Here is a 19,888-nt window from a genome sequence, read left to right as displayed (position 1 = left end):
GTTGTCCCCGTCCTATCTCAATTTGCTTGCATCGGCCCCTTGGAAATCCTACCTCAACACTATCTGGCCCCGTATCGATGCCTGCTGGTTTTAGGGGCTGACGGCCGCAAGGAGATTGCTATGAGCACTGGACCGAACCGTATCCTGGATGAATTCGCCAAGCTGATGACCGACGCTGCCGGTGCTGCCCAGGGCGTGCGCCGCGAGGTTGAGACCGCTTTCAACGCCCATGCCGAGCGCTGGCTCAACAGCATGGATATCGTCAAGCGCGAGGAATTCGAGGCCGTTCGCGAAATGGCGATCAAGGCGCGCGACGAAAACGAGGCGCTCCTTGCGAGAATCGAAGCGCTCGAAGCCAAGCTTGCCTCCAAGGGCAAATAAGCTGCAATCTTCCACTGCAGATCGGCGCGGCACCCGTTTGCCGCGCTTTTTTTATGCGAAAAATTTCATTTGTTTTTCCACCTGTGGACATAGGCAAAAAAGCCAATTGCCAGAGTCGGTTATGACTCCCTTCTGAATAGGTGCGACAACCGCTGTCCACAGCGCCGTTTCCAAAATCGCCGTTCAGGGGCTGGCAGGCCGGGCATGCCGCTATACACTGATTTTAAATGATGATTCGAAACGGACTTGGTAAGCTCCGGGCAGGGTGGACGCGTTAGTCTGGCAGCCGTTCAACATCATCCCGAGGATGTTTCCGGGGTAAAGCGGGTTGCGTTATTTCAGTGTTGAACCACGGGAAAACTGCATTCGTTCCGGTCAAGAAGGTGCTGCATGAGCCTTATGGAAATGGAAGTCGAACGACAATCGAATCCGGTGGACATGATCGAGTTCGTGGCGGCCAACAACGACTGGTCGTTTGAACGGTCAGGCGAAGACGAGCTTGCCATGACGGTCGAAGGGCGGTGGACCGATTACCACGTGTCTTTCTCGTGGATGGAAGAATTCGAGGCGTTGCATATCGCCTGTGCATTCGACGTGAAGGTCTCGGAGCCCCGCGTCAACGAGGTCATCAAGCTGCTGTCCTGCATCAACGGGCAAGTGCTGATGGGCCACTTCGATCTCTGGCGGCAGGAAGATATCGTTATTTTCCGCCAGTCGCTGCTGCTGTCAGGCGGTGCCGAGCCGACGAACCGACAGGTGGAAGTGCTGCTTTCCAATGCGCTTGACACCTGTGAGGCATATTATCAGGCTTTCCAGTTCGTGGTGTGGTCCGGCCTCGATGCCAATCGCGCCATGGAAGCGGTGCTGTTCGAAACGGTAGGCGAAGCGTGACATGACAGGCCAACAGTCCGCCAGTGCTTTCGCATCCTCCGGGCCGATCTTGCTGATCGGCGCCGGCAATATGGGCGGTGCGCTGCTGACAGGATGGCTGAAGAACGGGGTGCCGGGATCGTCGGTCATCGTCGTCGATCCCAATCCGTCCGAACCGATGCGGAAGATGATTGCGGATGCGGGCGCCAGCCATGTCACGGGCGTTCCTGCCGGCGTGACGGCGGGTGTGCTCTTCATTGCCGTCAAGCCTCAGCTGATGGATGCCGTGCTGCCGCCATTGAAAGCTACGGTAGGTGATAATACCGTGGTCGTATCGATTGCGGCAGGCAAGACGCTCGCCGCGCTCGAAGCGTATCTCGGTGAAGCAGCCATGGTGCGAGCCATGCCCAATACGCCTGCCATGGTCGGGCGCGGCGTTACCGGCGCTTTTGCGAATGACAGGGTTGCCGAATTTCAGAGGCAACTTGTCCAGAATCTCCTTAAAGTATCCGGCCCGGTCGAGTGGGTGCCGGGAGAGGCCGATATCGATTCGGTAACCGCTGTCTCGGGCAGCGGTCCCGCCTATGTTTTCTATCTCGTCGAATGCATGGCGGAGGCTGGCCGGAAGCTCGGCCTGCAGGCGGACCTCGCCATGCGGCTCGCACGGGAGACTGTCGCGGGGGCTGGTGAATTGCTCCATCAGTCCCCCGACGACGCAGCGCGTCTGCGCCAGAACGTCACGTCTCCCGGCGGCACGACCGCTGCGGCGCTGGGCGTTTTGATGGCCGAAGACGGCATGCAGCCCTTGTTCGATGCGGCGCTGGAAGCGGCTCGCAAGCGGGCGCAAGAGTTGGCCGGCTGAATTCTACGGGGAAGGCGGAAGCATGACGGAAGAGATCACCTATGGCGATTTCGAACGCGTGGATATTCGCGTCGGGACGATCATCGAGGCTGAGACCTTTCCGGAAGCCCGCAAGCCCGCATACAAGCTGCGGATCGATTTCGGACCGGAGATCGGCATCAAGCGTTCCTCCGCGCAGATTACCGTGCACTATACGCCGGAAACCCTTGTCGGGCGACAGGTGCTTGCCGTGGTCAATTTCCCGCCGCGCCAGATTGGGCCCGTGCGTTCAGAAGTTCTGACGCTCGGATTCGAGGATGAGGCAGGCGCGATCGTTCTTGCCGCCGTGACGCATCCGGTGCCGAACGGCAAGAAGATGATGTAAGACGCATTCCTCCACGGGAATGAATGGCTCAATGAATATCCCTTGATAGCGGGTCGGTCAGGCTGAAGTGGATAAATTCCGCTTCGAAGCCTTCTCGCTGTGGCGAGCAAAAGGCAGGGCCGATCGACAGCTCCTCCAGCGTTGGGTCGAACCAGGCGAGCCTTGCCATGCGCCATTCGTCCATCCTGTCGGTGCGATACTGGATGAAGAGTGCGTCGCCGTTGCGTGTCACCCGCGCGGACATGGCGTCGAATTCATGCTCCAGCCGAAAGGCCGACCAGTCGGAATTGCCATTGGTGACGACGACGCTGAAATGCCTTGCGCCATCGGTATATTCGATCCCGCATTTCATCCAGTGCCTGGCATCGTGGCGGATCATCAGGCCTGCCTGATCGTAGAGTTCACGGTAATGCCCGATGAAGCTCACCTCGGCGGTAAAGTCACCCCGGCGCGGCTTTCCGAGAAAATGACCGTCGTCGCGATGGAAGCCGTAATAGGTTTCCTGCCAGAAATCGGTCTTGTTGCCTGAGCGTACGAATAACCGACCCTGGTTCATTTCCCATGCCGGCGGCGCGTTCAGCCAATGCATGCAATCGATGTCGATCGACATAGGGCCTTCTCCTTCAGGCTGGAATGCGGATGGTGGCGCGCAGGCCGCCGAGCGGACTGTCGGATAGCGTGACGTTGCCGCCATGGCTGCGGGCGATATCGCGAGCAATGGCCAAGCCGAGGCCGGTGCCGGATTTGTCGAGATTGCGGGCAGAATCCAGCCGGAAGAACGGCTTGAAGACATCCTCTCGCGCCTCGGGGGGGATGCCCGGGCCATCGTCGTCGAAGATGATCGTCAGCCACTTGGCGCTATGCTTGGCCTCGATACGCAGGCTTTTTGCGTAGCGGCGGGCATTCGTGGCAAGATTGGTGACAAGTCGGGTAAAGGCATTCGCACGGACGGAAATCTCGTCGTCACCGTCGATGGTGAAGTCCATGGATTTGCCGTGCAATGTGAAGTCCTGCCGAATCCTCTCCAGGATGTCGCTGAGCTTGAACTGGCCGACATCCTCCTCCGCTTCGCCGCGTGCAAAGGCCATATAGCCTTCGAGCATGCTCTGCATATCCTCGACATCCTCGTTGAGGCCGGCCAGATCGGGATTGTCGCTGGCAAGAGCGAGCTGGAGCTTGAAGCGGGTGAGCACCGTTCGCAGGTCGTGGCTGACGCCTGACAGCATCGCCGTGCGCTGCTCGAGTTGTCGCTCGATGCGCTCGCGCATCAGGATGAAAGCAAGGCCGGCGCGACGAACCTCGTCAGCGCCGCGCGGAGAGTAGTTCTCCAGACGCTGCCCCTTGCCGAAGCTCTCGGCGGCGCGGGCCAACGCCAGGATCGGCCTGATCTGGCCGCGCAGGAACAATACGGCGATGCCGATGAGAACCAATGACGTGCCGACCATCCAGAGGATGAAAATATGCGTATTGGACGCATAGGTCTGGCTGCGCTTGGCAAAGACGCGTAGCACCTTGTCGGGCAGTTTGACCCGGATCTCGACCAGGCTGGAGTTTCCAACCGTGTCGATCCAGAAGGGCAGGTTGATCTGATCACGGATCTCGTCGCTCAGAATGCCGTCAAGGATCGAGAAGAATGGCTTCTCGCGCGGAGGCGGCAATTCGCCGCCCGGCTCTATCGAGATGCTGAGGTCGAGCTTCTGGCGCGCGATCTGGGTAATAGCGGAGAAGTCCGCGTCCTGCGGATAGGTCTGGATGATGGCGATGATCGCGGCGATATCGCGAGTGGTTGCCATCGACAGCCGCTGCGTCACCATTTGCCAGTGACGTTCCATGAACACGACGGTAACGACGGCCTGGAGGATGATCATCGGCAGGATGAAGATGAGCAGCGAGCGGGCATAGAGGCCAGTTGGCAACACATATCGACGCATCCAGCGCGAAAGCCACCGCAGCCCGTTCGATGGCGTGTGATCCTGTTCACGTCTGATCGAATCGAATGCCACCATTGCCGCGGACCCTTGGAACCGAACTCAGTCTATGCTCAGACGGTAGCCAATGCCACGTACCGTCTGTAACCAGATAGGGTTTGCCGGGTCGTCTTCAATCTTGCGGCGCAGCCGATTTATCTGCACATCGATGGTGCGCTCGCCGACCTCGGTGTCGCCGCCGATCAGCTCATGGCGCGGGATGGTCTCACCGGCGCGCTTGGCAAAGAGCAGCATGATTTCCTGCTCCCGGTCGGTCAGGCGGATGAGTTCCGCCGACTTTTTCAGCTCCTTGCGGGTCAGCGAAAACGTATAGGGACCGAACATGACAAGCTCGATTTTCGGGGAATCGGCCGGGGTGTTGCGGCGAAGGATATTGTTGACGCGCAGCACCAGCTCGCGCGGATCGAAAGGCTTCGGGAGATAGTCGTCGGCGCCGGCCTCGAGGCCGGCAATGCGGGAATCGGCTTCCGCAAGCGCCGTCAGCATGATGACGGGGATATTCTTGATGGCCCGCAGGCTTGCCGTCAGCTCGATGCCGGATTCGCCGGGCATCATCACATCCATGATGATGAGATCGAAATCGAGCCCTTCAAGCTTGCGACGCGCTTCGGCGCCGTCCGCCGCCGCCGTTACGCGAAACCCTTTCTCCATAAGGTAGCGATTGAGAAGGGCGCGGATACGCGTGTCGTCATCCACAACCAAAAGATGTGCCGCATCGTCCGAAATAGCTGTCTTCGTCGTCATTCGATCCGTCTCAATCCTGCCTGTTGATGGAAATGATCCATTCCGCGCCAGCCTTATGCGGCTGGAACCGTCGTCACTTCTCGGTTTGCATTCCCCTCAGGAAACGTTTCACGCTTTCGCGCGTTGCTTCCGATGCGCCTTCGAATGCCCGTTCAATACGGCGCGATTGCGGCTCGGCTAGCGCCAGCGCCAGATCGCGGCCCGCTTGCGTGGGATAAAGCTTGCGTTGACGCCGGTCCTCGGGACCGGCGACCTGCCGAATATAACCTGAATCGATCAATTGTTTTAGAACCCGCGCCAAACTCTGTTTGGTGATCTGCAGTGTTTCCAGAAGGTCCGCAACGGTCATACCGGGTTCGCGGTTAACGAAATGGACGACACGGTGATGGGCTCGGCCAAAGCCGCTCTTGACGAGGATCTGATCCGGATCCGATACGAAGTCACGGTAGGCGAAGAAAAGCAGTTCGATGATCTCGAAATCGATGATTCCCGCGTTCTGCATCGGCGTTGCCAGCAACTCCGCCTTTGTCGCGTTTTGGCTCATCTGTCGTGCCACCGTAGCATTTCCTTTTTATCTTGGACCGTCTGGGAAACTTATGCAAAAATATGTCAGCTTTATTGACATTTTTATGCTATCGGCTGCTTCCGCACAATGCCGCATACCTGGAACGGGGTTGCCGTTCGCGGGAAATTAGATGCGGCCTTGCAAAAACTTTAACATCGCTGAATTCCCTGGCGCCTCGCGGATGGTGCGCAAGGAGAACAGCAACGGTCGACATAATGTAAAGTCGCCCCGCTGTTATACATGGCTCCTGCCGGCCAGGTGACGGAAAAACCAGTATCTCCCGCAAATTGCATTGCATCGATGCGGGATCATAAGCCGGACAAGCAGTCGGTCGTCAGCCAAGGAGGACTTCCTCTTGCCTCATGCAAGGAGCGCCTGCGGGAGCATCGAAGTCACAGCTTTTCAAACAGGACCTGCATATGGATACGCAAAAGCCGAGCGTGCATGTCGCTCGGCTTTTGCTGCGTATGATTTTACGACTTGCGGCCGAGAACCGCGCCAACGATTGCCGAGAGCACGCCGCCGGCGATCAGCGATGATATGCCTTGTGCCACGAGGCCCGTGAGGGCTTCACTGCCGATCAGATTGAGGATGACCCCACCGCCAAGGCCGCCAATGGCGCCCGCAATCGTTCTGGCGATAAGATTGATGCCGTCCTGCTTCAAAACGGCGCTCGCGGCGTTGCCGCCGATCGCACCGGCTATCAGCTGTGTGATGATAGGCCCTAGACTTTCCATGATTGCCCTTCTCCCATAGTTCCGGAAGACGCTTCCGGATGCCCTCTCGTCGCGTCCTGGATCGGTGCCAGGGAGCGGCGATAATCCTCACTGATATTAGGATTACATCATGCACCAGACGGTGGAAATAGAAGGGCAACTCAAACGGGAGAAATTCGCAATAAAAGCGGGGGAAATCCGCTCCTTAGGCATGCGGCCGGCTAGCCGCACGCGAATTTTGCCATCTTGCTCGAGTTCCGAGCCGAATCAGCGATAGACGTAAACGATCCGTCGCGTGCCTGGATCAACCAGGACCGGTTGGCGGTTCACCTCGACATAGCTGTATTGATAATCCGGAATGCGGTGCACCTCGACGCTTTGCGGCAGTGTGGAACCGACCACTACGTCGCCGTCCAACTGGACTGTGTCGACGGGATTGTCGTCGATGTAGCCCCGGATATTGCCGGGCGGCGTAATGGCAACGACCTTGTCGCCACTCTCATCAGCGGGGCCGAGCAGTTCGTCATTCGGTCCTGGCTGTGCGGCTTGCACGCTGCCTGTCTTGACCGGGTCAGTCTGCTCGTAGGTAACCGTGGGAATGCCGAGATCGTCACGATGGTCCTGAACGACGACAGAGGCGCCGTTTTGCTCGACGTTGAGATACTGGGCATAGACCCAGCCGCGCATGCCGTTAACATCTACGCGGCACCAGCGGCTGCCTTCGACACAGCCATCCAGCGTCGCTTCGGAGCCACGTGTTGCGACGCCGACGGTTGGAAACTCGGCACCGGGGCCTGAACGGACTTCGATGTCGCTGGCGGTGGTTGCAGCCATTTCCGCCTGCGCCAGACCGGCGCTGCCGACAAGGACAAGGCCTGTCAGCAGCAGATTTCTCTTCAAGGACATTGGTTCTCTCCTTCTGCCTTAAAAGACGTATCTCAACGCTTCGGACGCTTCAGTGTTCCGATCCGCACGGTTCGATCCTGACGCTTGCTGAGAGGACGGTCAGGTAACCGTAAGAATTATTTACCTATTTCCGGAATCCGTAAGGTGGAGCTCGCGCGAGCGCGGCACTTTGAGGGCGCTAGGGGCTGTTTTGCCCGGAGTTTGCGGCTATACCGGCAGCACGACGATCCAAGAGACGAGGCGCTTCATGGGCATGCTCCAGGCCGGCATCATTCCGGTGACCCCTTTCGAACAGAATTGCACCATCCTGTTCGACCCGGATACCAAGGAGGGGGTGGTGGTCGATCCCGGTGGCGATGTCGACGTCATCCTGCAGACGGTGCGTGAAAATGGTCTGACCTTGAAGGCCATCTGGTTGACTCATGGCCATATCGATCATGCCGGCGGTGCAGATGAGGTGCGCGAAGCGCTTGATATCGAGGTGATCGGCCCTCATGAGGATGACCGGTTCCTGCTGGAAGACATCGAAGCCAAGGGCAAGATGTTCAACATCGATGGCGTGCGCAATGTGGTGCCAGATCGCTTTCTGAAGGACGGCGACAAGGTTTCCTTCGGCGAACATGAATTCGAGGTGTTTCACTGCCCAGGTCATGCGCCCGGCCACGTCATATACGTCAATCGGAAGCAGGGCTTCGCACATCTCGGCGACGTGCTTTTCAGCGGCTCGATCGGCCGCACGGATTTGCCCGGCGGCAACCATCAGCAGCTGTTGGATTCAATCCGCGACAAGGTCTTCCCGCTTGGCGACGAAGTCGGCTTCATCTGCGGTCATGGTCCGGGCAGCCGCATTGGCGACGAGCGTCGCACCAATCCTTTCCTCCGCGGGCTTTGAATCAAAAAGCGCCGCTCAGGGGCGGCGCTCTCTCGATCTGGTCCGATATGTCTGATCAATCGGCCGTGCAGAAGTGACGCATGCCGTCAAAGCCGACATAGGTGCCGCTTTGGCCGTCAAAGCTTCTATAGCGGTCGTAGCAATAGCGCATCCATGCAGAGGACCACGGACGCAGGCCGGAAACCGGCGGTGGAGCATAGTAGCTGACATCCCGCTCGACATAGACGCGGCGCGGCGCCGGGCGATAATAATAGGGCGGAGGAGGGGCGTCATAATCAGGTTCGACATAGACCGGTGCCGGCTCCACATAACGTGGCTGGCTGGCGATCGCCGAGCCGACGATCAGGCCGGTGGCGAGACCGGCGGCGCCGAGCGCCCAACCATCCCGGTTGCGGTGACGCCAATATTCGTCCGCTGAAGCGGCACTCATGGACGTCAGCGTCAATGCTGCAGCCATGGCGGACATGACGAGCGATTTGCCGAGTATGGTCATTGGTCTATCCTTCAACGAAAACGGGACAACTATTATCCCCGTTGTTTCATGTCAGGCAGACTAGATGCGATAAGCTGAATGCAGACTGAATGATAAAAACCCGGCATCGCTGCCGGGCCTCAACTCGAATGATAGCCGTAAGACGTATCAGCCCGCAATCTGGAGATTGACGGCCTTCGGTCCCTTACCGCGGCGATCCGGTTCCGTGTCGAAGCTTACTTTCTGGTTTTCAGACAGTCCTGCCAGGCCGGATGCCTGAACCGCAGAAATATGTACAAAGATGTCTGCTCCACCTTTGTCCGGCTTAATGAAGCCAAAGCCCTTATCGGTGTTGAAAAACTTTACAGTGCCAGTCTCGGCCATGCCTAAGGTCCCTTTTCTCTCTGCCCGCCATCCACACGGGCAGCACTACTGTATTGCCCTTGCGGGCGCTTGCAGGCAGTTCTCGCAATTTGAAGGAAAAGGTCCCCTATACCTCGGCTTGACCTCGATGCGATGTTTGCCACCCCGCGTCTTGACCAAGCTGACCGGAATATTAGCGTTTCCGGCGCGCAATTCTATTAGGACTTCCCATGCTCTAAAAATGCCCGAACATCGTTGAGAGTGCTGTGTTTATTGGGAATTGGCAAGCAAAAGTTTTTTAACGTATCGGGAGGAGCACAGTCCTGTAACGCGATGATGTTATGGCGATTCGCAAATTTTCCCACGTTGAAACAAGTTTCTAAGGGTTTTGCATCGTTGGCGATATAATTTTGGCGAAATTTTCCCAAATCGGCCGCGATCAGCGCACGTTTTGGATTGTTCGAGAAAATTTCAAAGAGGGTGGCCGCAAACAGCCATAGCGTGCATTTCGGGCCGCTTTCATGCCGTTGCGCTGCGGCGGCGAACGATTTCAGGCACCAGTTCCACCGCGAGCATGGCGGTGAACATCAAGGCGCAGCCGGCATAGCCGAGCGGCCCCATGGTCTCGCCGAGCAGCAAAGCGCCAAGTGAGGCTCCGAACAGAGCTTCTGAGGAGAGGAAGATCGCCGCCTGCGGGGCGGTCGTGTAACGCTGGCCGATAATCTGCAGCGCGAAGGCAAGGCCGGATGAAAAGATGCCGACATAAAGGATTTCGCCGAGTGCTGCGCGGATGGCGGCCACGCTGATCGGCTCTGTGGCGGCGGCTACTGCCAAAGCGAGGACGGCGGTGACTGCGAATTGCGTGGCGGAAATACCGAGGGGCCGGCCGGTTTCGTTGACAGCAGAGCCGGCAAGCGTGATCTGCGCGGCCCAGAACAGCGCACAGATCACGGTGAGGAAATCGCCGATTGTCAGATGCGACAGAGATCCGCCGGACAGGAGATAGATGCCGCCGAGCGCCATCAGAGCCGCCGGCCAGATGATCCAATGGGGAGACCGGCGCAGGAAGACGACGGCGATCAAGGGTACGAAGACGACGTAAAGGCCGGTGATGAAGCTGGAGTTCGTGACGGTTGTGGTCAGGAGCCCGAGCTGCTGCGTTGCGGCGCCGCCGAACAGCGCGACGCCGATCAGCACGAAGGAGAGCCAGTTGCGACGCGTCAGCGGCTGCGCCGTCTTTCTATTTTCCATCCACACGAATGGGAGGACGACGATGGTCGCGACGGCGAACCGCAGACCGATGAACCAGAACGGTCCGATCGACTTCATTGCTGTCGATTGCGCGACGAAGCCTCCGCCCCAGATTGCGGCAGCCAGCAACAACAATAAATTCGCCTGTATGCGAGACATTTGCATCCTACGGGAGGGGGAATGATCTTCATGACCGTTAGCAGTTGCATTTGGCCGGAGCAAGGCCGAAAGGTGCCGGCGATGGCGAGCCACATGCGCCTAGTTCATCGCTCTTGAAACTCTCAAAAGCGCGCCATCATTCTCGTCCGTCGTGATCAGAAGCGCACCGTCGGGCGCGATAACAATGTCGCGCATGCGACCGAATTTATCGTCGAACATGCGTTCCCGCTCGGTGATCTTGCCGCCGGCGTCGCGTTCGAGACGAGACAGCAGCTGGAATTTCAGCGCCGTGACCAGCAGGTCGCCATTCCATTCCGGAAACATCTTGCCGCGATAGACGGCAATGGCGCCGGGTGCGATCGACGGATCCCAGTAGAAGAGGGGCTGTTCCATGCCCTTCTTCGCCGTGCCGATGCCGATCTTCGTTCCGTTGTAGTTGACCCCATAGGAGATGACCGGCCAGCCATAGTTCTTGCCGGCTTCGGGCGTGTTGATCTCGTCGCCGCCCTTCGCGCCATGCTCGGCCGTATAGAGCTTGCCTGTCGCCGTATCGAAGGTGATGCCCTGCGGATTGCGATGACCCTTCGACCAGATTTCCGGCAAAGCGCTCTTGCCATCCTTGAAGGGATTGTCGGCGGGAATGCTGCCATCCGCCTCGATATGGATGATGGAGCCTGCATCGTCATGGAAATCCTGTGCGCGATCCTGCTCGCCGCGATCGCCGAGGCCGACGAAAAGGCTGCCATCCCCGGCAATGGCGATGCGTGCACCATACTGGATATTGCCGCGCGACAGCTTGTTCATCAGGAAAATGCGCTTCACCTCGGTCAGTTGCTTCTCGTCCTGTGAAAGTTTGGCGCGGAAGACGGCCGTGCCGCTACCGCCGTCGGCTGCTATCGAAGCGGTGAAATACAGAGTTCGGTTGCTGCTGAATTTCGGGTCGAGCTCGACGTCCAGCAGGCCGCCTTGTCCGCGGGCATAGACCTCCGGCACTCCGGCAATCGGGGCTGACACCTTGCCATCGCGGATCAGGCGCATTCGGCCGGGCCGTTCGGTCACAAGATAGGTGCCATCCGGCAGCACTGCGACCGCCCAAGGATGTTCGAGCCCGGTGGCGATCGTTTCGACTTTGACCGCTACTTTCTGCGTCTTGATGGTCTGAGAGGTTTCGGCAGATGCCGCGCCTGTCGACCACAGAGCTGATGCCACCAAGGCAATCGCAAATCCTCCTGGACCAAAGCGCATGTTCTCAACTCCCCCAATATAGCCGCTTTCGCAACGTGGGGCGGCCGACCCGGCGTTCAAGGAGAGGCGTGTGGTCGATAACGCCATTGTGTTCGTAAACGTGGCGTCTCCATGTTTCTCCGGTCGATCCAGACGGAGGGCAAGGCGCCGATGCGTCGACCCGATCTGTGTCGACAGGCTCGCGTGAAGTTCCGGATATGGGAAACTGTTTGATTTTTATCGGAAATTTCAAGGCTCTTCAGAAACTGAATCAGCTGCTTCGCAAATTGATTCAACGTCGAGGGATCGGCGGGATGGCGCATGACGATGCGGAGGTCATGCGCGGCCCTCCGCCGGCACCTCAAGGTCGGCTGAAGATGGTGCGAAAGACAGCGCCGGAAAGCCATGAAATAAAGCCACTGTGACGCCTTTGTGCTTGAAACCTCGGCCCATATTCGACATAGAGCTTAGCGCAGAAATCTGGTCCACAGGCTTTCTGCCCATTTCAACCGAATAGGACCGATCATCATGGCCTTTCTTGCCGACGCTCTTTCCCGTGTAAAGCCTTCTGCCACCATCGCCGTTTCCCAGAAAGCGCGCGAGTTGAAAGCAAAAGGACGCGACGTGATCGGCCTCGGCGCAGGCGAGCCTGATTTCGATACGCCGGATAATATCAAGACGGCGGCCATCGACGCGATCAATCGCGGCGAGACGAAGTACACGCCGGTTGCCGGCATCCCGGAACTGCGCAAGGCGATCGCCGCCAAGTTCAAGCGCGAGAACAATCTGGATTATGCCCCCGAGCAGACCATCGTCGGCACGGGCGGCAAGCAGATCCTGTTCAACGCCTTCATGGCGACGCTGAACCCCGGCGACGAAGTCGTGATCCCGACGCCTTACTGGGTATCCTATCCGGAAATGGTGGCGCTTTGCGGCGGCACCCCGGTTTTCGTCGCGACGACGCAGGCCAACAATTTCAAGCTTCAGCCGGCCGACCTCGAAAAGGCGATCACGCCGAAGACCAAGTGGTTCATGTTCAACTCGCCGTCCAACCCGTCGGGCGCTGCCTATTCGCATGACGAGCTGAAGGCGCTGACGGACGTGCTGGTCAAGCATCCGCATGTCTGGATCCTGACGGACGACATGTACGAGCACCTGACCTATGGCGAGTTCAAGTTTGCGACGCCGGTCGAAGTCGAGCCGAGCCTCTATGACCGCACGCTGACGATGAACGGCGTCTCGAAGGCCTATGCGATGACCGGTTGGCGTATCGGTTACGCTGCCGGCCCGCTGCAGCTCATCAAGGCCATGGACATGATCCAGGGTCAGCAGACCTCGGGTGCGACCTCCATCGCGCAATGGGCTGCCGTCGAAGCGCTGAATGGTCCGCAGGACTTCATTCCGCGCAACAAGAAGATCTTCGAAGGTCGCCGTGACCTCGTCGTATCCATGCTGAACCAGGCAAAGGGTCTCTCGTGCCCGGTTCCGGAAGGCGCTTTCTACGTCTATCCGTCCTGCGCCGGCCTGATCGGCAAGACGGCTCCGACCGGCAAGCTCATCGAGACGGACGAGGATTTCGTGTCCGAGCTGCTGGAATCGGAAGGCGTCGCCGTCGTGCACGGTTCTGCCTTCGGCCTCGGCCCGAACTTCCGCATTTCCTATGCGACCTCGGAAGAGCTGCTCGAAGAAGCTTGCCGCCGTATCCAGCGTTTCTGCGGCGCCTGCAAGTAAGCAGTTCTAAGACTAGTTAAATGAAAAGCCCGCCAGAGATGGCGGGCTTTTTGTTTTACGGGCCTTGATGCTGGCTCATCAATTGATTCAAGCGCTTCGCGATCTGAATCCGCCTGCCGTCTCAAGCCTTTGAAATCAGGGTCAAAGTCCGAGCGTCGTCAGCATGATGAAGGTGGCGAAGAGGATGAAATGGGTCATGCCTTCAATGGCATTGGTCTCGCCATCGTTGAGATTGATGGCGGCGACGATCAGCGTGATCATCACCATGACGGTCTGCACTGGTGACATCGCCATGATGAAGGGTTGACCGGTATAGAGTGCGATCGCCTCCATCACAGGCACCGTCAGGATGACGGTCGAAAGCGAGGCACCCAGAGCGATGTTGACCGTCGCCTGCATGCGGTTGCGCAGCGCCGCGCGCAGGGCGGTCAGGATTTCCGGGGCTGCCGATATTGCCGCGACGACGATGGCGGCGATGGCTGGTGGTGCGCCGGTGCCTTTGAGGCCGACATCCATGAAACCCGACATGAATTCCGCGAGTGCACCGATCAGCACGACGCCGATCAGGATCGTGACGATCGACGTGGTGGTGGACTCATCTTCGTGATGCTCTTCGGGTGCCGAGAGCTTCTTCTCGGTGCGCGGATAGCTGTAGCTGAAGAAATAGCTGTGCTTGCCGACCTGCATGCGCAGGAACAGCGCGTAGAGCGCGATCATCGCAACGATGGTGAAGGCGGAATAGAAATGCCATTTCGCTTCAGGGATGAATTCCGGCACGATCATCGAAATGCCCATGGCCGTCAGGATCATCACGCCATAGGTTCGGCTGGAATCGTCGTTGTAGGGTTGCTCGCCATGCTTCAATCCGCCGAGAAGGGCGGCAAGGCCGAGGATGCCGTTAATGTCGAGCATGACGGCCGAGTAGATGGTGTCGCGGACCAGTGTCGGCGAACTCTCTCCGCTCATCATGATGGCAAGGATGATGACTTCGACGGCAACGGCTGCCAATGTCAGGATCATCGTGCCATAGGGGTCGCCGACTTTTGCCGCGAGGTTTTCGGCGTGGTGGGCAACGCGCATGGATGCCAGCACAATCGTTGCGATCAATGCCGCCGCCGCGATCATGGACGCGGTCTGCCCCATTTCCAGCACGGTGTGCTCGACGGCATAGGCAATGACGGCGACCGCCAGCGCCACCAAGAGTGCTTTTTCCTGTCTAAACCAGTTTGATGTGATCACGTTCCCAACCTTTGCGCCGATTCCCGGTTGCAATCTAAATCAATGATTTTTCACATCAAGCGCGCATGTTGGGGTGAAATTTGCAGTCGAAGCCGTTTAATGAAATACTAACGGGATAGGTCTGCCCAACTAAAATGTCGCGGCATCCTCGAAATCTGTCTGAGATGCATGCGGCCCGCCGGCCATGTCCGGCCCCAAAGCCTTGGCAGATGAGCAGGAGGATCTGGATGATCAAGGTCGTTTACGAAATCGTGCCGCATGACGGCGGATGGGCGTATCGGTTCCGGGATGTCTATTCGGAAGCGTTTCCGTCACATTCGGAGGCGGTGGAGGCCGCCAGGATTGTTGCGGCCGAGCAGCAGGTCGGGGGTGACTCTGCGGAAATCAGCTGGCAGGACGAAAGCGGCAAATGGCATGAGGAATATGCCGATGGCGGCGACCGGCCAGAAACGGAAGTTATCGATGGCCAAATGCATTTCCCGCCCATTGACACGGCTCCCGGCGCTTAGCCTTGCGATGCGCGCAATGCCTTCTCGATGATTGCATCGACGAGGTGCCGTTTCTCGGCGGTATAGCGATCGCCATCTTGCCGGTAGTGTTCGGCTAGCCCCTGTTTCAGCGTGGAATAGGCGGCCGTGTCGTCAGGATGCGATCTGAGTTGATCGCGAAAGATCATTCTTCGTTGATGCGTCTGATTGTCGGGCGGGCAGAGATAGATGCGTTCCGGCGGCGTGCCGCCTCGCAGCATGAATGCCCAGACATCATCATCGTAACGATTGCCGCGCGGTTCGTAATTTTGATCCAGAAACCGCTGCGTCGCCGGCGTTATATCGTCGGAATGACGAAGAATGATATCGATATCGACAAGCGGCTTTGCCGCCAGACCGGGAATGGATGTGCTGCCGATGTGCTCGATTGTCACCGCATGGGGTGCTAGTAATCGTTCGAGCTTGCCGCGAATGCGTTGAAAGGCCGCCGGCCAGTCCGGATCATAAGGCACCAGTTCGACGACCGTTCCCTTTGTCACGATCGTCTCCCATCCGTACCACCCTTGACGTAATCCAGCAGGCCAGAGACCAATGCATCGAAGGTCACGCGGCAGCGTGGCGACGTTTTCAGGTTTTCGTGCATGACGACCCAGGTGTCGAGCGGAAGTTCGATCTCGGGCAGAAGGCGCACGAGGTCAGGGTCGCGTCTTGCCAGGGGTATATGGAGAAAGCTGATGCCGAGCCCTGCGCGAAGCGCATTATGCTGGGCAATGGTATGGTCGGATCGAAAGGCGAGGGTTATGCCGTCGAAGATTGGATAGCGCTTGCGCATCATCCTGATATAGGCCGTCTGGCGGTCGAACCCGATCAGCTTGTGCCGCTGCAGGTCATCGATGCTCTCGGGCGTGCCATATCTTTCAAGGTATTTGCGGTGGGCGAAGAAACCCAGAGGGATTATGCCGATATGACGGGAGAGCAGAGCTTCCTGCGCCGGCTCGACCATGCGAACCGCGATATCCGCCTCGCGCTGCAGTAGATCCTCCACCGCGTCGGATGCGGAAAGTTCTATGATCAGCTCGGGATAACGGGCCTGCAGTTCGGCAAGGATCGACGGCAGCACCTCGGCGCCGATGACTTCGCTGGCGCTTATGCGTACCGTTCCGGTTACCTTGTCGCGGGAGCCTGACGCAGCTCGCAGCAATGCGGCCGTCGTGCTTGCCAGTGTCTCGGCATAAGGTTTCAGGACAAGAGCCGTATCCGTTGGCAGGAGGCCCTGTTGCGAACGCGTGAAAAGCTCGGCGCCGACAGCAGCTTCCAGCGCGTCGATATGGCGGCCGATCGTAGGCTGGGTGAGGCCCAGATCACGGGCGGCGGCCGACAATGAACCTTGCTGCAGCACGGCAAGAAAGGTGCGGTAGAAATCCCAGCTCGGTTCAGACTCAGCCATACATTTATGTATATCATATGCAGATTTTTTGGCAATTTCGTTTATGTCGGGCGAAAGGCATAGTCAGCTCATCGAAACCGATGGAGACGACCATGAGCAATCAGATAGAAAATGCGAAGACCGCTTTGATACTCGGAGCAACCGGTGGCATCGGCGGTGCCGTTGCCGAGGGACTTGCCGCCCGCGGCTGGCACATCCGGGCGCTGACCCGCGATGTAGCGCAGGCGGCTCGCCGCCAGCCAGACTACGACTGGATTCAGGGCGATGCCATGCTGGTCGGAGATGTCTTGAAGGCCGCGGCTGGAGCCGAAATCATCGTACATGCCGTGAACCCTCCGGGCTATCGCAACTGGGGTCAACTGGTGCTGCCGATGCTCGATAATACCATTGCGGCGGCAAAGAGTGTTGGCGCGCGGATCGTGCTGCCCGGTACGGTCTATAATTTCGGTCCCGATGCCTTTCCGAATGTGAGTGAAGACAGTGCGCAGCGGCCCAAGACCCGCAAGGGCGCCATCCGCGTGCAGATGGAACGGCGCCTGAGAGCGGCGGCCGAGCAGGGCGACACGCCGGTCATCATTGTTCGCGCCGGCGATTTCTTCGGCGGGTCGCGTGCCAACAGCTGGTTCTCGCAGGCCATGGTCACGCCGGGCAAGCCGGTCAACTCCATCACCTATCCCGGCAAGGCTGGTCTTGGGCATCAATGGGCCTACCTGCCTGACGTCGCCGAAACGATGATCCGGCTGATCGAAAAGGGCGACGAGCTGCCTGCTTTCGCCGTCTATCACATGCGCGGTCACTGGGATGGCGATGGCAGGCAGATGATCGATGCCGTGCGGCGTGTGCTTGGGCACGCGGTGAAGGTCAAGGCGTTTCCCTGGATCATCGTGCCGCTGGCTGCCCCCTTCGTTCCGTTCATGCGGGAGCTGCGCGAAATGAGCTATCTCTGGAAGGTGCCGCTGGAGATGAGAAACGACAAGCTGGTTGCTGTTCTCGGCGAAGAACCGCATACGCCGATCGACGAGGCCATCAAATCGACGCTTGCAGCAATCGGCTGCCTGCCGGCAGCATGAGCCGACCGTCAGGCATTGAGTTCAGTAAAGGCGATACCGGCAACGGTGAAATCCGAATCCGCATTCTTGGTGTCGCCATCGCTCAAGAACCACGTTGCCGAAAGCCCCGCATAGGCAATGATCCATTGTAGAAGGCGCTTCGGCTCGAGGCCGGCCTCGGCGCAGATGATCGGCAATTGCCGTTGCAGGCGACCCGGCTTGGTGACGGTGGGCAGCTCGGGATTGCAGAAGATATTGGCGAAATCGAAACCGCGCTCGCCATAGACCCGCTTGGGATCGATGGCGAGCCAGCCGCGGGGGCCGAAATCGAGAATGTTCTCGTGGTGAATGTCGCCGTGCAATATGGTCTGGTCGCGTTGATCCGCCAGAAGGCGCGCGGCCACCTCGGCGCAGGCGGCGAGCATGCCGCCATGGATGCGCGCCGCTGGTTCAAGCTCCCTAAACCAGAGATCCAGGGGGACCAGATCCGACGGCAGCGGCTTGGCCTTGCGTGCATGCAGCCGCGCAGCCGTACGACACATGATCCGGCTTGCCTCGTCGTCTTCTCCCTGCATCGCCATGGTAAGCAGGGAGCCTGCCCCGGTCGCCCGCTCCATAAGGGCTGCATCGTCGTCATGTTCGTAGACGAAGGCTGCGCCATCGCCGTCCCACCAGCGCAGCACGCGGTTGCCGAACTTCTCGTCGACATTTTGCGCGACTTTCAGCATGACGGGCTTATTCCGCCAGATGACGGGAAGAAGATGGCTCGAATGGGTGACGATGGGATCGCCGTCCGGTATCAGCGACCAACGATGGATATAAGGATCAAACATATATCGGCTTTGCTATGTGTGGGTGCTAGGACTTCGAGGCGGTATGCCTGCTTAATTCGGTTGTGCCCCACCTGTTTTCAAGCGCTAAAATAGAAAAACCCTCGCGAGGCATCGTCGCGAGGGTAGTGTGTTGCGTCCGGTATCGTTCGGCGGGTTCGGCTATGCGCGAAGGCGCTGCCTGAAGCGATGGATCGGAACTTAGGCTGCCTCGTCCAGCGCCGGATAATCGGCATAGCCCTTGGCGCCGCCGCCATAAAGCGTTGCCTGGTCCCATGTCGCCAGCGGAGCATTTTCCTTCAGGCGATGGACCAGGTCCGGATTGGAGATGAATGGCTTGCCGAAGGCGACGACATCGGCCTTGCCGCTGTCGATGGCCTCGATCGCCATTTCGCGGGTGTAGGCATTGTTGACCATCCAGCCGGCCTTGCCGCCTGCGGCCTTATAGGCTGCGTGCAGAGCATCGTAATCGAAAGGCAGGAAGTCGCGCTTGCCGCCGGTCTGGCCTTCGACGACATGGATATAGGCGAGGTCGTACTTCGCCAGGCCCTCGACCACATAGGTGAAGAGCGGCTGCGGAGCCGGATCGCTGGCATCGTTGGATGGCGTTACCGGCGAGATGCGGATCGCCGTGCGGCCGACGCCGATTTCCTTCGTGACCACATCAAGCACCTCGAAAAGGAAGCGGGCGCGATTCTCGATCGAGCCGCCATATTGGTCGGTGCGGTCGTTGATATCGCCACGCAGGAACTGGTCTATCAGGTAGCCATTGGCAGCGTGGACTTCGACACCATCGAAGCCGGCATCGATCGCAGCCCGGGCTGCCTTGCGATAATCCTCGAGGATGCCGGGGATTTCCGAAGCTTCCAGCGCGCGAGGCTCGGAGACATCGGCAAAGCCGCCGGTGCCGTCGCTGTTGACCAGGTAGGTCTTCGAGGTTTCAGCGCGCCTGGAGGTGGAGGAGACCGGCTTGCCGTCGTTCGGCTGCAGCGTGGTGTGGGAGATGCGGCCGACATGCCACATCTGCACGACGATCTTGCCGCCATTGGCGTGCACTGCGTCGGTCACTTTCTTCCAGCCGTCGAGGGCTTCCTTGGTGTAGAGGCCCGGGACGTTGGCATAGCCCTGACCCTGATGGGTGATGGCCGTCGCTTCGGTGATGATCAGGCCGGCGGATGCGCGCTGAGCATAGTACTTGACGTTGAGTTCGTTCGGCACGGCATTCGGGGAACGATTGCGCGTCAGAGGCGCCATGACGATGCGGTTGGCCAGGGAGATATCGCCAAGCTTCGTCGGTTCGAACAATTTTGTCATGGGTTATCCTTTCTTAATCATGGGGGCGGGAGA

Annotated in this window: 23 protein-coding genes; 8 read left to right on the top strand and 15 right to left on the bottom strand. The window is 58.9% G+C overall.

Annotated features, from left to right (window positions below):
• The first annotated feature begins 120 nt into the window (after window positions 1-120).
• The 4 genes from ACQZ6F_RS09175 (at window position 121) to ACQZ6F_RS09160 (ending at window position 2,477) form a co-directional block, all read left to right on the top strand.
• Window positions 121-381, top strand: coding sequence for an accessory factor UbiK family protein (locus tag ACQZ6F_RS09175; protein WP_068388635.1), 261 nt, complete (start codon window positions 121-123; stop codon window positions 379-381).
• 390 nt (window positions 382-771) lie between these two features.
• Window positions 772-1,272, top strand: coding sequence for a type III secretion system chaperone family protein (locus tag ACQZ6F_RS09170; protein ID WP_068388271.1), 501 nt, complete (start codon window positions 772-774; stop codon window positions 1,270-1,272).
• Window position 1,273: 1 nt separating this feature from the next.
• Window positions 1,274-2,113, top strand: coding sequence for a pyrroline-5-carboxylate reductase (proC, locus tag ACQZ6F_RS09165; RefSeq protein WP_449092032.1), 840 nt, complete (start codon window positions 1,274-1,276; stop codon window positions 2,111-2,113).
• Between the two features lie 22 nt (window positions 2,114-2,135).
• Entirely contained in the window at window positions 2,136-2,477 is a 342-nt protein-coding gene (locus tag ACQZ6F_RS09160) for a tRNA-binding protein (protein ID WP_068388632.1), read from the top strand.
• Window positions 2,478-2,505: 28 nt separating this feature from the next.
• Here ACQZ6F_RS09160 and ACQZ6F_RS09155 read toward each other — a convergent pair whose 3' ends face one another.
• From ACQZ6F_RS09155 to ACQZ6F_RS09130, 6 genes are all read right to left on the bottom strand, one after another.
• Window positions 2,506-3,087, bottom strand: a complete 582-nt coding sequence (locus tag ACQZ6F_RS09155) for a DUF1349 domain-containing protein (RefSeq protein ID WP_449092033.1) — start codon at window positions 3,085-3,087, stop codon at window positions 2,506-2,508.
• A gap of 13 nt (window positions 3,088-3,100) precedes the next feature.
• Window positions 3,101-4,483, bottom strand: a complete 1,383-nt coding sequence (locus ACQZ6F_RS09150; RefSeq protein WP_449092034.1) for an ATP-binding protein — start codon at window positions 4,481-4,483, stop codon at window positions 3,101-3,103.
• Between the two features lie 24 nt (window positions 4,484-4,507).
• The gene (locus ACQZ6F_RS09145) at window positions 4,508-5,209 is read right to left on the bottom strand and encodes a response regulator (protein ID WP_077469312.1); all 702 of its coding nucleotides are present in this window, start codon (window positions 5,207-5,209) and stop codon (window positions 4,508-4,510) included.
• A 73-nt stretch (window positions 5,210-5,282) separates the two neighbouring features.
• Window positions 5,283-5,753, bottom strand: coding sequence for a MarR family winged helix-turn-helix transcriptional regulator (locus ACQZ6F_RS09140; protein ID WP_449092400.1), 471 nt, complete (start codon window positions 5,751-5,753; stop codon window positions 5,283-5,285).
• Between the two features lie 494 nt (window positions 5,754-6,247).
• Window positions 6,248-6,511: a hypothetical protein gene (locus ACQZ6F_RS09135; RefSeq protein WP_068388252.1), complete on the bottom strand. Its 264-nt coding sequence runs from the start codon at window positions 6,509-6,511 to the stop codon at window positions 6,248-6,250.
• 246 nt (window positions 6,512-6,757) lie between these two features.
• Window positions 6,758-7,396, bottom strand: a complete 639-nt coding sequence (locus ACQZ6F_RS09130) for a DUF1236 domain-containing protein (RefSeq protein WP_077469310.1) — start codon at window positions 7,394-7,396, stop codon at window positions 6,758-6,760.
• A 247-nt stretch (window positions 7,397-7,643) separates the two neighbouring features.
• Between ACQZ6F_RS09130 and ACQZ6F_RS09125 the strand changes: the two genes are divergently transcribed.
• Window positions 7,644-8,288, top strand: coding sequence for an MBL fold metallo-hydrolase (locus ACQZ6F_RS09125; protein ID WP_449092035.1), 645 nt, complete (start codon window positions 7,644-7,646; stop codon window positions 8,286-8,288).
• 55 nt (window positions 8,289-8,343) lie between these two features.
• Here the strand turns inward: ACQZ6F_RS09125 and ACQZ6F_RS09120 are convergent, their stop codons facing one another.
• The 4 genes from ACQZ6F_RS09120 to ACQZ6F_RS09105 all read right to left on the bottom strand — a co-directional run bounded on the left by ACQZ6F_RS09120 (window position 8,344) and on the right by ACQZ6F_RS09105 (window position 11,778).
• Window positions 8,344-8,781, bottom strand: coding sequence for a BA14K family protein (locus ACQZ6F_RS09120; protein WP_068388245.1), 438 nt, complete (start codon window positions 8,779-8,781; stop codon window positions 8,344-8,346).
• Between the two features lie 147 nt (window positions 8,782-8,928).
• A complete protein-coding gene (locus ACQZ6F_RS09115; RefSeq protein ID WP_004116423.1) occupies window positions 8,929-9,144 on the bottom strand; it encodes a cold-shock protein in 216 nt (71 codons plus the stop codon).
• 498 nt (window positions 9,145-9,642) lie between these two features.
• Window positions 9,643-10,533: a DMT family transporter gene (locus tag ACQZ6F_RS09110; protein ID WP_449092036.1), complete on the bottom strand. Its 891-nt coding sequence runs from the start codon at window positions 10,531-10,533 to the stop codon at window positions 9,643-9,645.
• Window positions 10,534-10,632: 99 nt separating this feature from the next.
• On the bottom strand, window positions 10,633-11,778 hold the full coding sequence (locus ACQZ6F_RS09105; protein WP_449092037.1) for a PQQ-dependent sugar dehydrogenase: 1,146 nt from the start codon (window positions 11,776-11,778) through the stop codon (window positions 10,633-10,635).
• A gap of 507 nt (window positions 11,779-12,285) precedes the next feature.
• Here ACQZ6F_RS09105 and ACQZ6F_RS09100 point away from each other — a divergent pair.
• Complete coding sequence (locus ACQZ6F_RS09100) at window positions 12,286-13,488, top strand: pyridoxal phosphate-dependent aminotransferase (RefSeq protein WP_449092038.1); 1,203 nt, start codon at window positions 12,286-12,288, stop codon at window positions 13,486-13,488.
• Between the two features lie 141 nt (window positions 13,489-13,629).
• On the opposite strand, the gene ACQZ6F_RS09095 is transcribed toward ACQZ6F_RS09100, so the two are convergent.
• The gene (locus ACQZ6F_RS09095; RefSeq protein ID WP_449092401.1) at window positions 13,630-14,685 is read right to left on the bottom strand and encodes a calcium:proton antiporter; all 1,056 of its coding nucleotides are present in this window, start codon (window positions 14,683-14,685) and stop codon (window positions 13,630-13,632) included.
• Window positions 14,686-14,954: 269 nt separating this feature from the next.
• Between ACQZ6F_RS09095 and ACQZ6F_RS09090 the strand changes: the two genes are divergently transcribed.
• Window positions 14,955-15,236, top strand: a complete 282-nt coding sequence (locus tag ACQZ6F_RS09090; protein WP_068388229.1) for a DUF2188 domain-containing protein — start codon at window positions 14,955-14,957, stop codon at window positions 15,234-15,236.
• Here the strand turns inward: ACQZ6F_RS09090 and ACQZ6F_RS09085 are convergent.
• Complete coding sequence (locus ACQZ6F_RS09085; protein WP_449092039.1) at window positions 15,233-15,754, bottom strand: GrpB family protein; 522 nt, start codon at window positions 15,752-15,754, stop codon at window positions 15,233-15,235. The two genes, ACQZ6F_RS09090 and ACQZ6F_RS09085, sit on opposite strands and share 4 nt — an antisense overlap.
• Window positions 15,751-16,662, bottom strand: a complete 912-nt coding sequence (locus ACQZ6F_RS09080; protein ID WP_449092040.1) for a LysR family transcriptional regulator — start codon at window positions 16,660-16,662, stop codon at window positions 15,751-15,753. The genes ACQZ6F_RS09085 and ACQZ6F_RS09080 overlap by 4 nt, the downstream gene beginning before the upstream one ends.
• A 92-nt stretch (window positions 16,663-16,754) precedes the next feature.
• Here ACQZ6F_RS09080 and ACQZ6F_RS09075 point away from each other — a divergent pair, with 92 nt between their 5' ends.
• Window positions 16,755-17,732 carry an NAD-dependent epimerase/dehydratase family protein gene (locus ACQZ6F_RS09075; RefSeq protein WP_449092041.1) on the top strand — a complete coding sequence of 326 codons (978 nt, stop codon included), beginning with the start codon at window positions 16,755-16,757 and terminating at the stop codon, window positions 17,730-17,732.
• Window positions 17,733-17,740: 8 nt separating this feature from the next.
• Here the strand turns inward: ACQZ6F_RS09075 and ACQZ6F_RS09070 are convergent, their stop codons facing one another.
• On the bottom strand, window positions 17,741-18,544 hold the full coding sequence (locus ACQZ6F_RS09070; RefSeq protein WP_449092042.1) for an aminoglycoside phosphotransferase family protein: 804 nt from the start codon (window positions 18,542-18,544) through the stop codon (window positions 17,741-17,743).
• A 198-nt stretch (window positions 18,545-18,742) separates the two neighbouring features.
• Window positions 18,743-19,855, bottom strand: coding sequence for an alkene reductase (locus ACQZ6F_RS09065; protein WP_449092043.1), 1,113 nt, complete (start codon window positions 19,853-19,855; stop codon window positions 18,743-18,745).
• Window positions 19,856-19,888: the final 33 nt, after the last annotated feature.

Source organism: Rhizobium sp. A22-96 (genome assembly GCF_053521805.1).
The sequence above is the reverse complement of the archived record's forward strand: the minus strand, read 5'-3'. Positions and strand labels throughout refer to the sequence as shown.

Excerpts from the sequence above, each read along its gene's own strand:
- ACQZ6F_RS09175 (WP_068388635.1), top strand. The coding sequence starts at position 121 with ATGAGCACTGGACCGAACCGTATCCTGGATGAATTCGCCAAGCTGATG.
- ACQZ6F_RS09170 (WP_068388271.1), top strand. The coding sequence starts at position 772 with ATGAGCCTTATGGAAATGGAAGTCGAACGACAATCGAATCCGGTGGAC.
- proC (WP_449092032.1), top strand. The coding sequence starts at position 1,274 with ATGACAGGCCAACAGTCCGCCAGTGCTTTCGCATCCTCCGGGCCGATC.
- ACQZ6F_RS09160 (WP_068388632.1), top strand. The coding sequence starts at position 2,136 with ATGACGGAAGAGATCACCTATGGCGATTTCGAACGCGTGGATATTCGC.
- ACQZ6F_RS09155 (WP_449092033.1), bottom strand. The coding sequence starts at position 3,087 with ATGTCGATCGACATCGATTGCATGCATTGGCTGAACGCGCCGCCGGCA.
- ACQZ6F_RS09150 (WP_449092034.1), bottom strand. The coding sequence starts at position 4,483 with ATGGTGGCATTCGATTCGATCAGACGTGAACAGGATCACACGCCATCG.
- ACQZ6F_RS09145 (WP_077469312.1), bottom strand. The coding sequence starts at position 5,209 with ATGACGACGAAGACAGCTATTTCGGACGATGCGGCACATCTTTTGGTT.
- ACQZ6F_RS09140 (WP_449092400.1), bottom strand. The coding sequence starts at position 5,753 with ATGAGCCAAAACGCGACAAAGGCGGAGTTGCTGGCAACGCCGATGCAG.
- ACQZ6F_RS09135 (WP_068388252.1), bottom strand. The coding sequence starts at position 6,511 with ATGGAAAGTCTAGGGCCTATCATCACACAGCTGATAGCCGGTGCGATC.
- ACQZ6F_RS09130 (WP_077469310.1), bottom strand. The coding sequence starts at position 7,396 with ATGTCCTTGAAGAGAAATCTGCTGCTGACAGGCCTTGTCCTTGTCGGC.
- ACQZ6F_RS09125 (WP_449092035.1), top strand. The coding sequence starts at position 7,644 with ATGGGCATGCTCCAGGCCGGCATCATTCCGGTGACCCCTTTCGAACAG.
- ACQZ6F_RS09120 (WP_068388245.1), bottom strand. The coding sequence starts at position 8,781 with ATGACCATACTCGGCAAATCGCTCGTCATGTCCGCCATGGCTGCAGCA.
- ACQZ6F_RS09115 (WP_004116423.1), bottom strand. The coding sequence starts at position 9,144 with ATGGCCGAGACTGGCACTGTAAAGTTTTTCAACACCGATAAGGGCTTT.
- ACQZ6F_RS09110 (WP_449092036.1), bottom strand. The coding sequence starts at position 10,533 with ATGTCTCGCATACAGGCGAATTTATTGTTGTTGCTGGCTGCCGCAATC.
- ACQZ6F_RS09105 (WP_449092037.1), bottom strand. The coding sequence starts at position 11,778 with ATGCGCTTTGGTCCAGGAGGATTTGCGATTGCCTTGGTGGCATCAGCT.
- ACQZ6F_RS09100 (WP_449092038.1), top strand. The coding sequence starts at position 12,286 with ATGGCCTTTCTTGCCGACGCTCTTTCCCGTGTAAAGCCTTCTGCCACC.
- ACQZ6F_RS09090 (WP_068388229.1), top strand. The coding sequence starts at position 14,955 with ATGATCAAGGTCGTTTACGAAATCGTGCCGCATGACGGCGGATGGGCG.
- ACQZ6F_RS09080 (WP_449092040.1), bottom strand. The coding sequence starts at position 16,662 with ATGGCTGAGTCTGAACCGAGCTGGGATTTCTACCGCACCTTTCTTGCC.
- ACQZ6F_RS09075 (WP_449092041.1), top strand. The coding sequence starts at position 16,755 with ATGAGCAATCAGATAGAAAATGCGAAGACCGCTTTGATACTCGGAGCA.
- ACQZ6F_RS09070 (WP_449092042.1), bottom strand. The coding sequence starts at position 18,544 with ATGTTTGATCCTTATATCCATCGTTGGTCGCTGATACCGGACGGCGAT.
- ACQZ6F_RS09065 (WP_449092043.1), bottom strand. The coding sequence starts at position 19,855 with ATGACAAAATTGTTCGAACCGACGAAGCTTGGCGATATCTCCCTGGCC.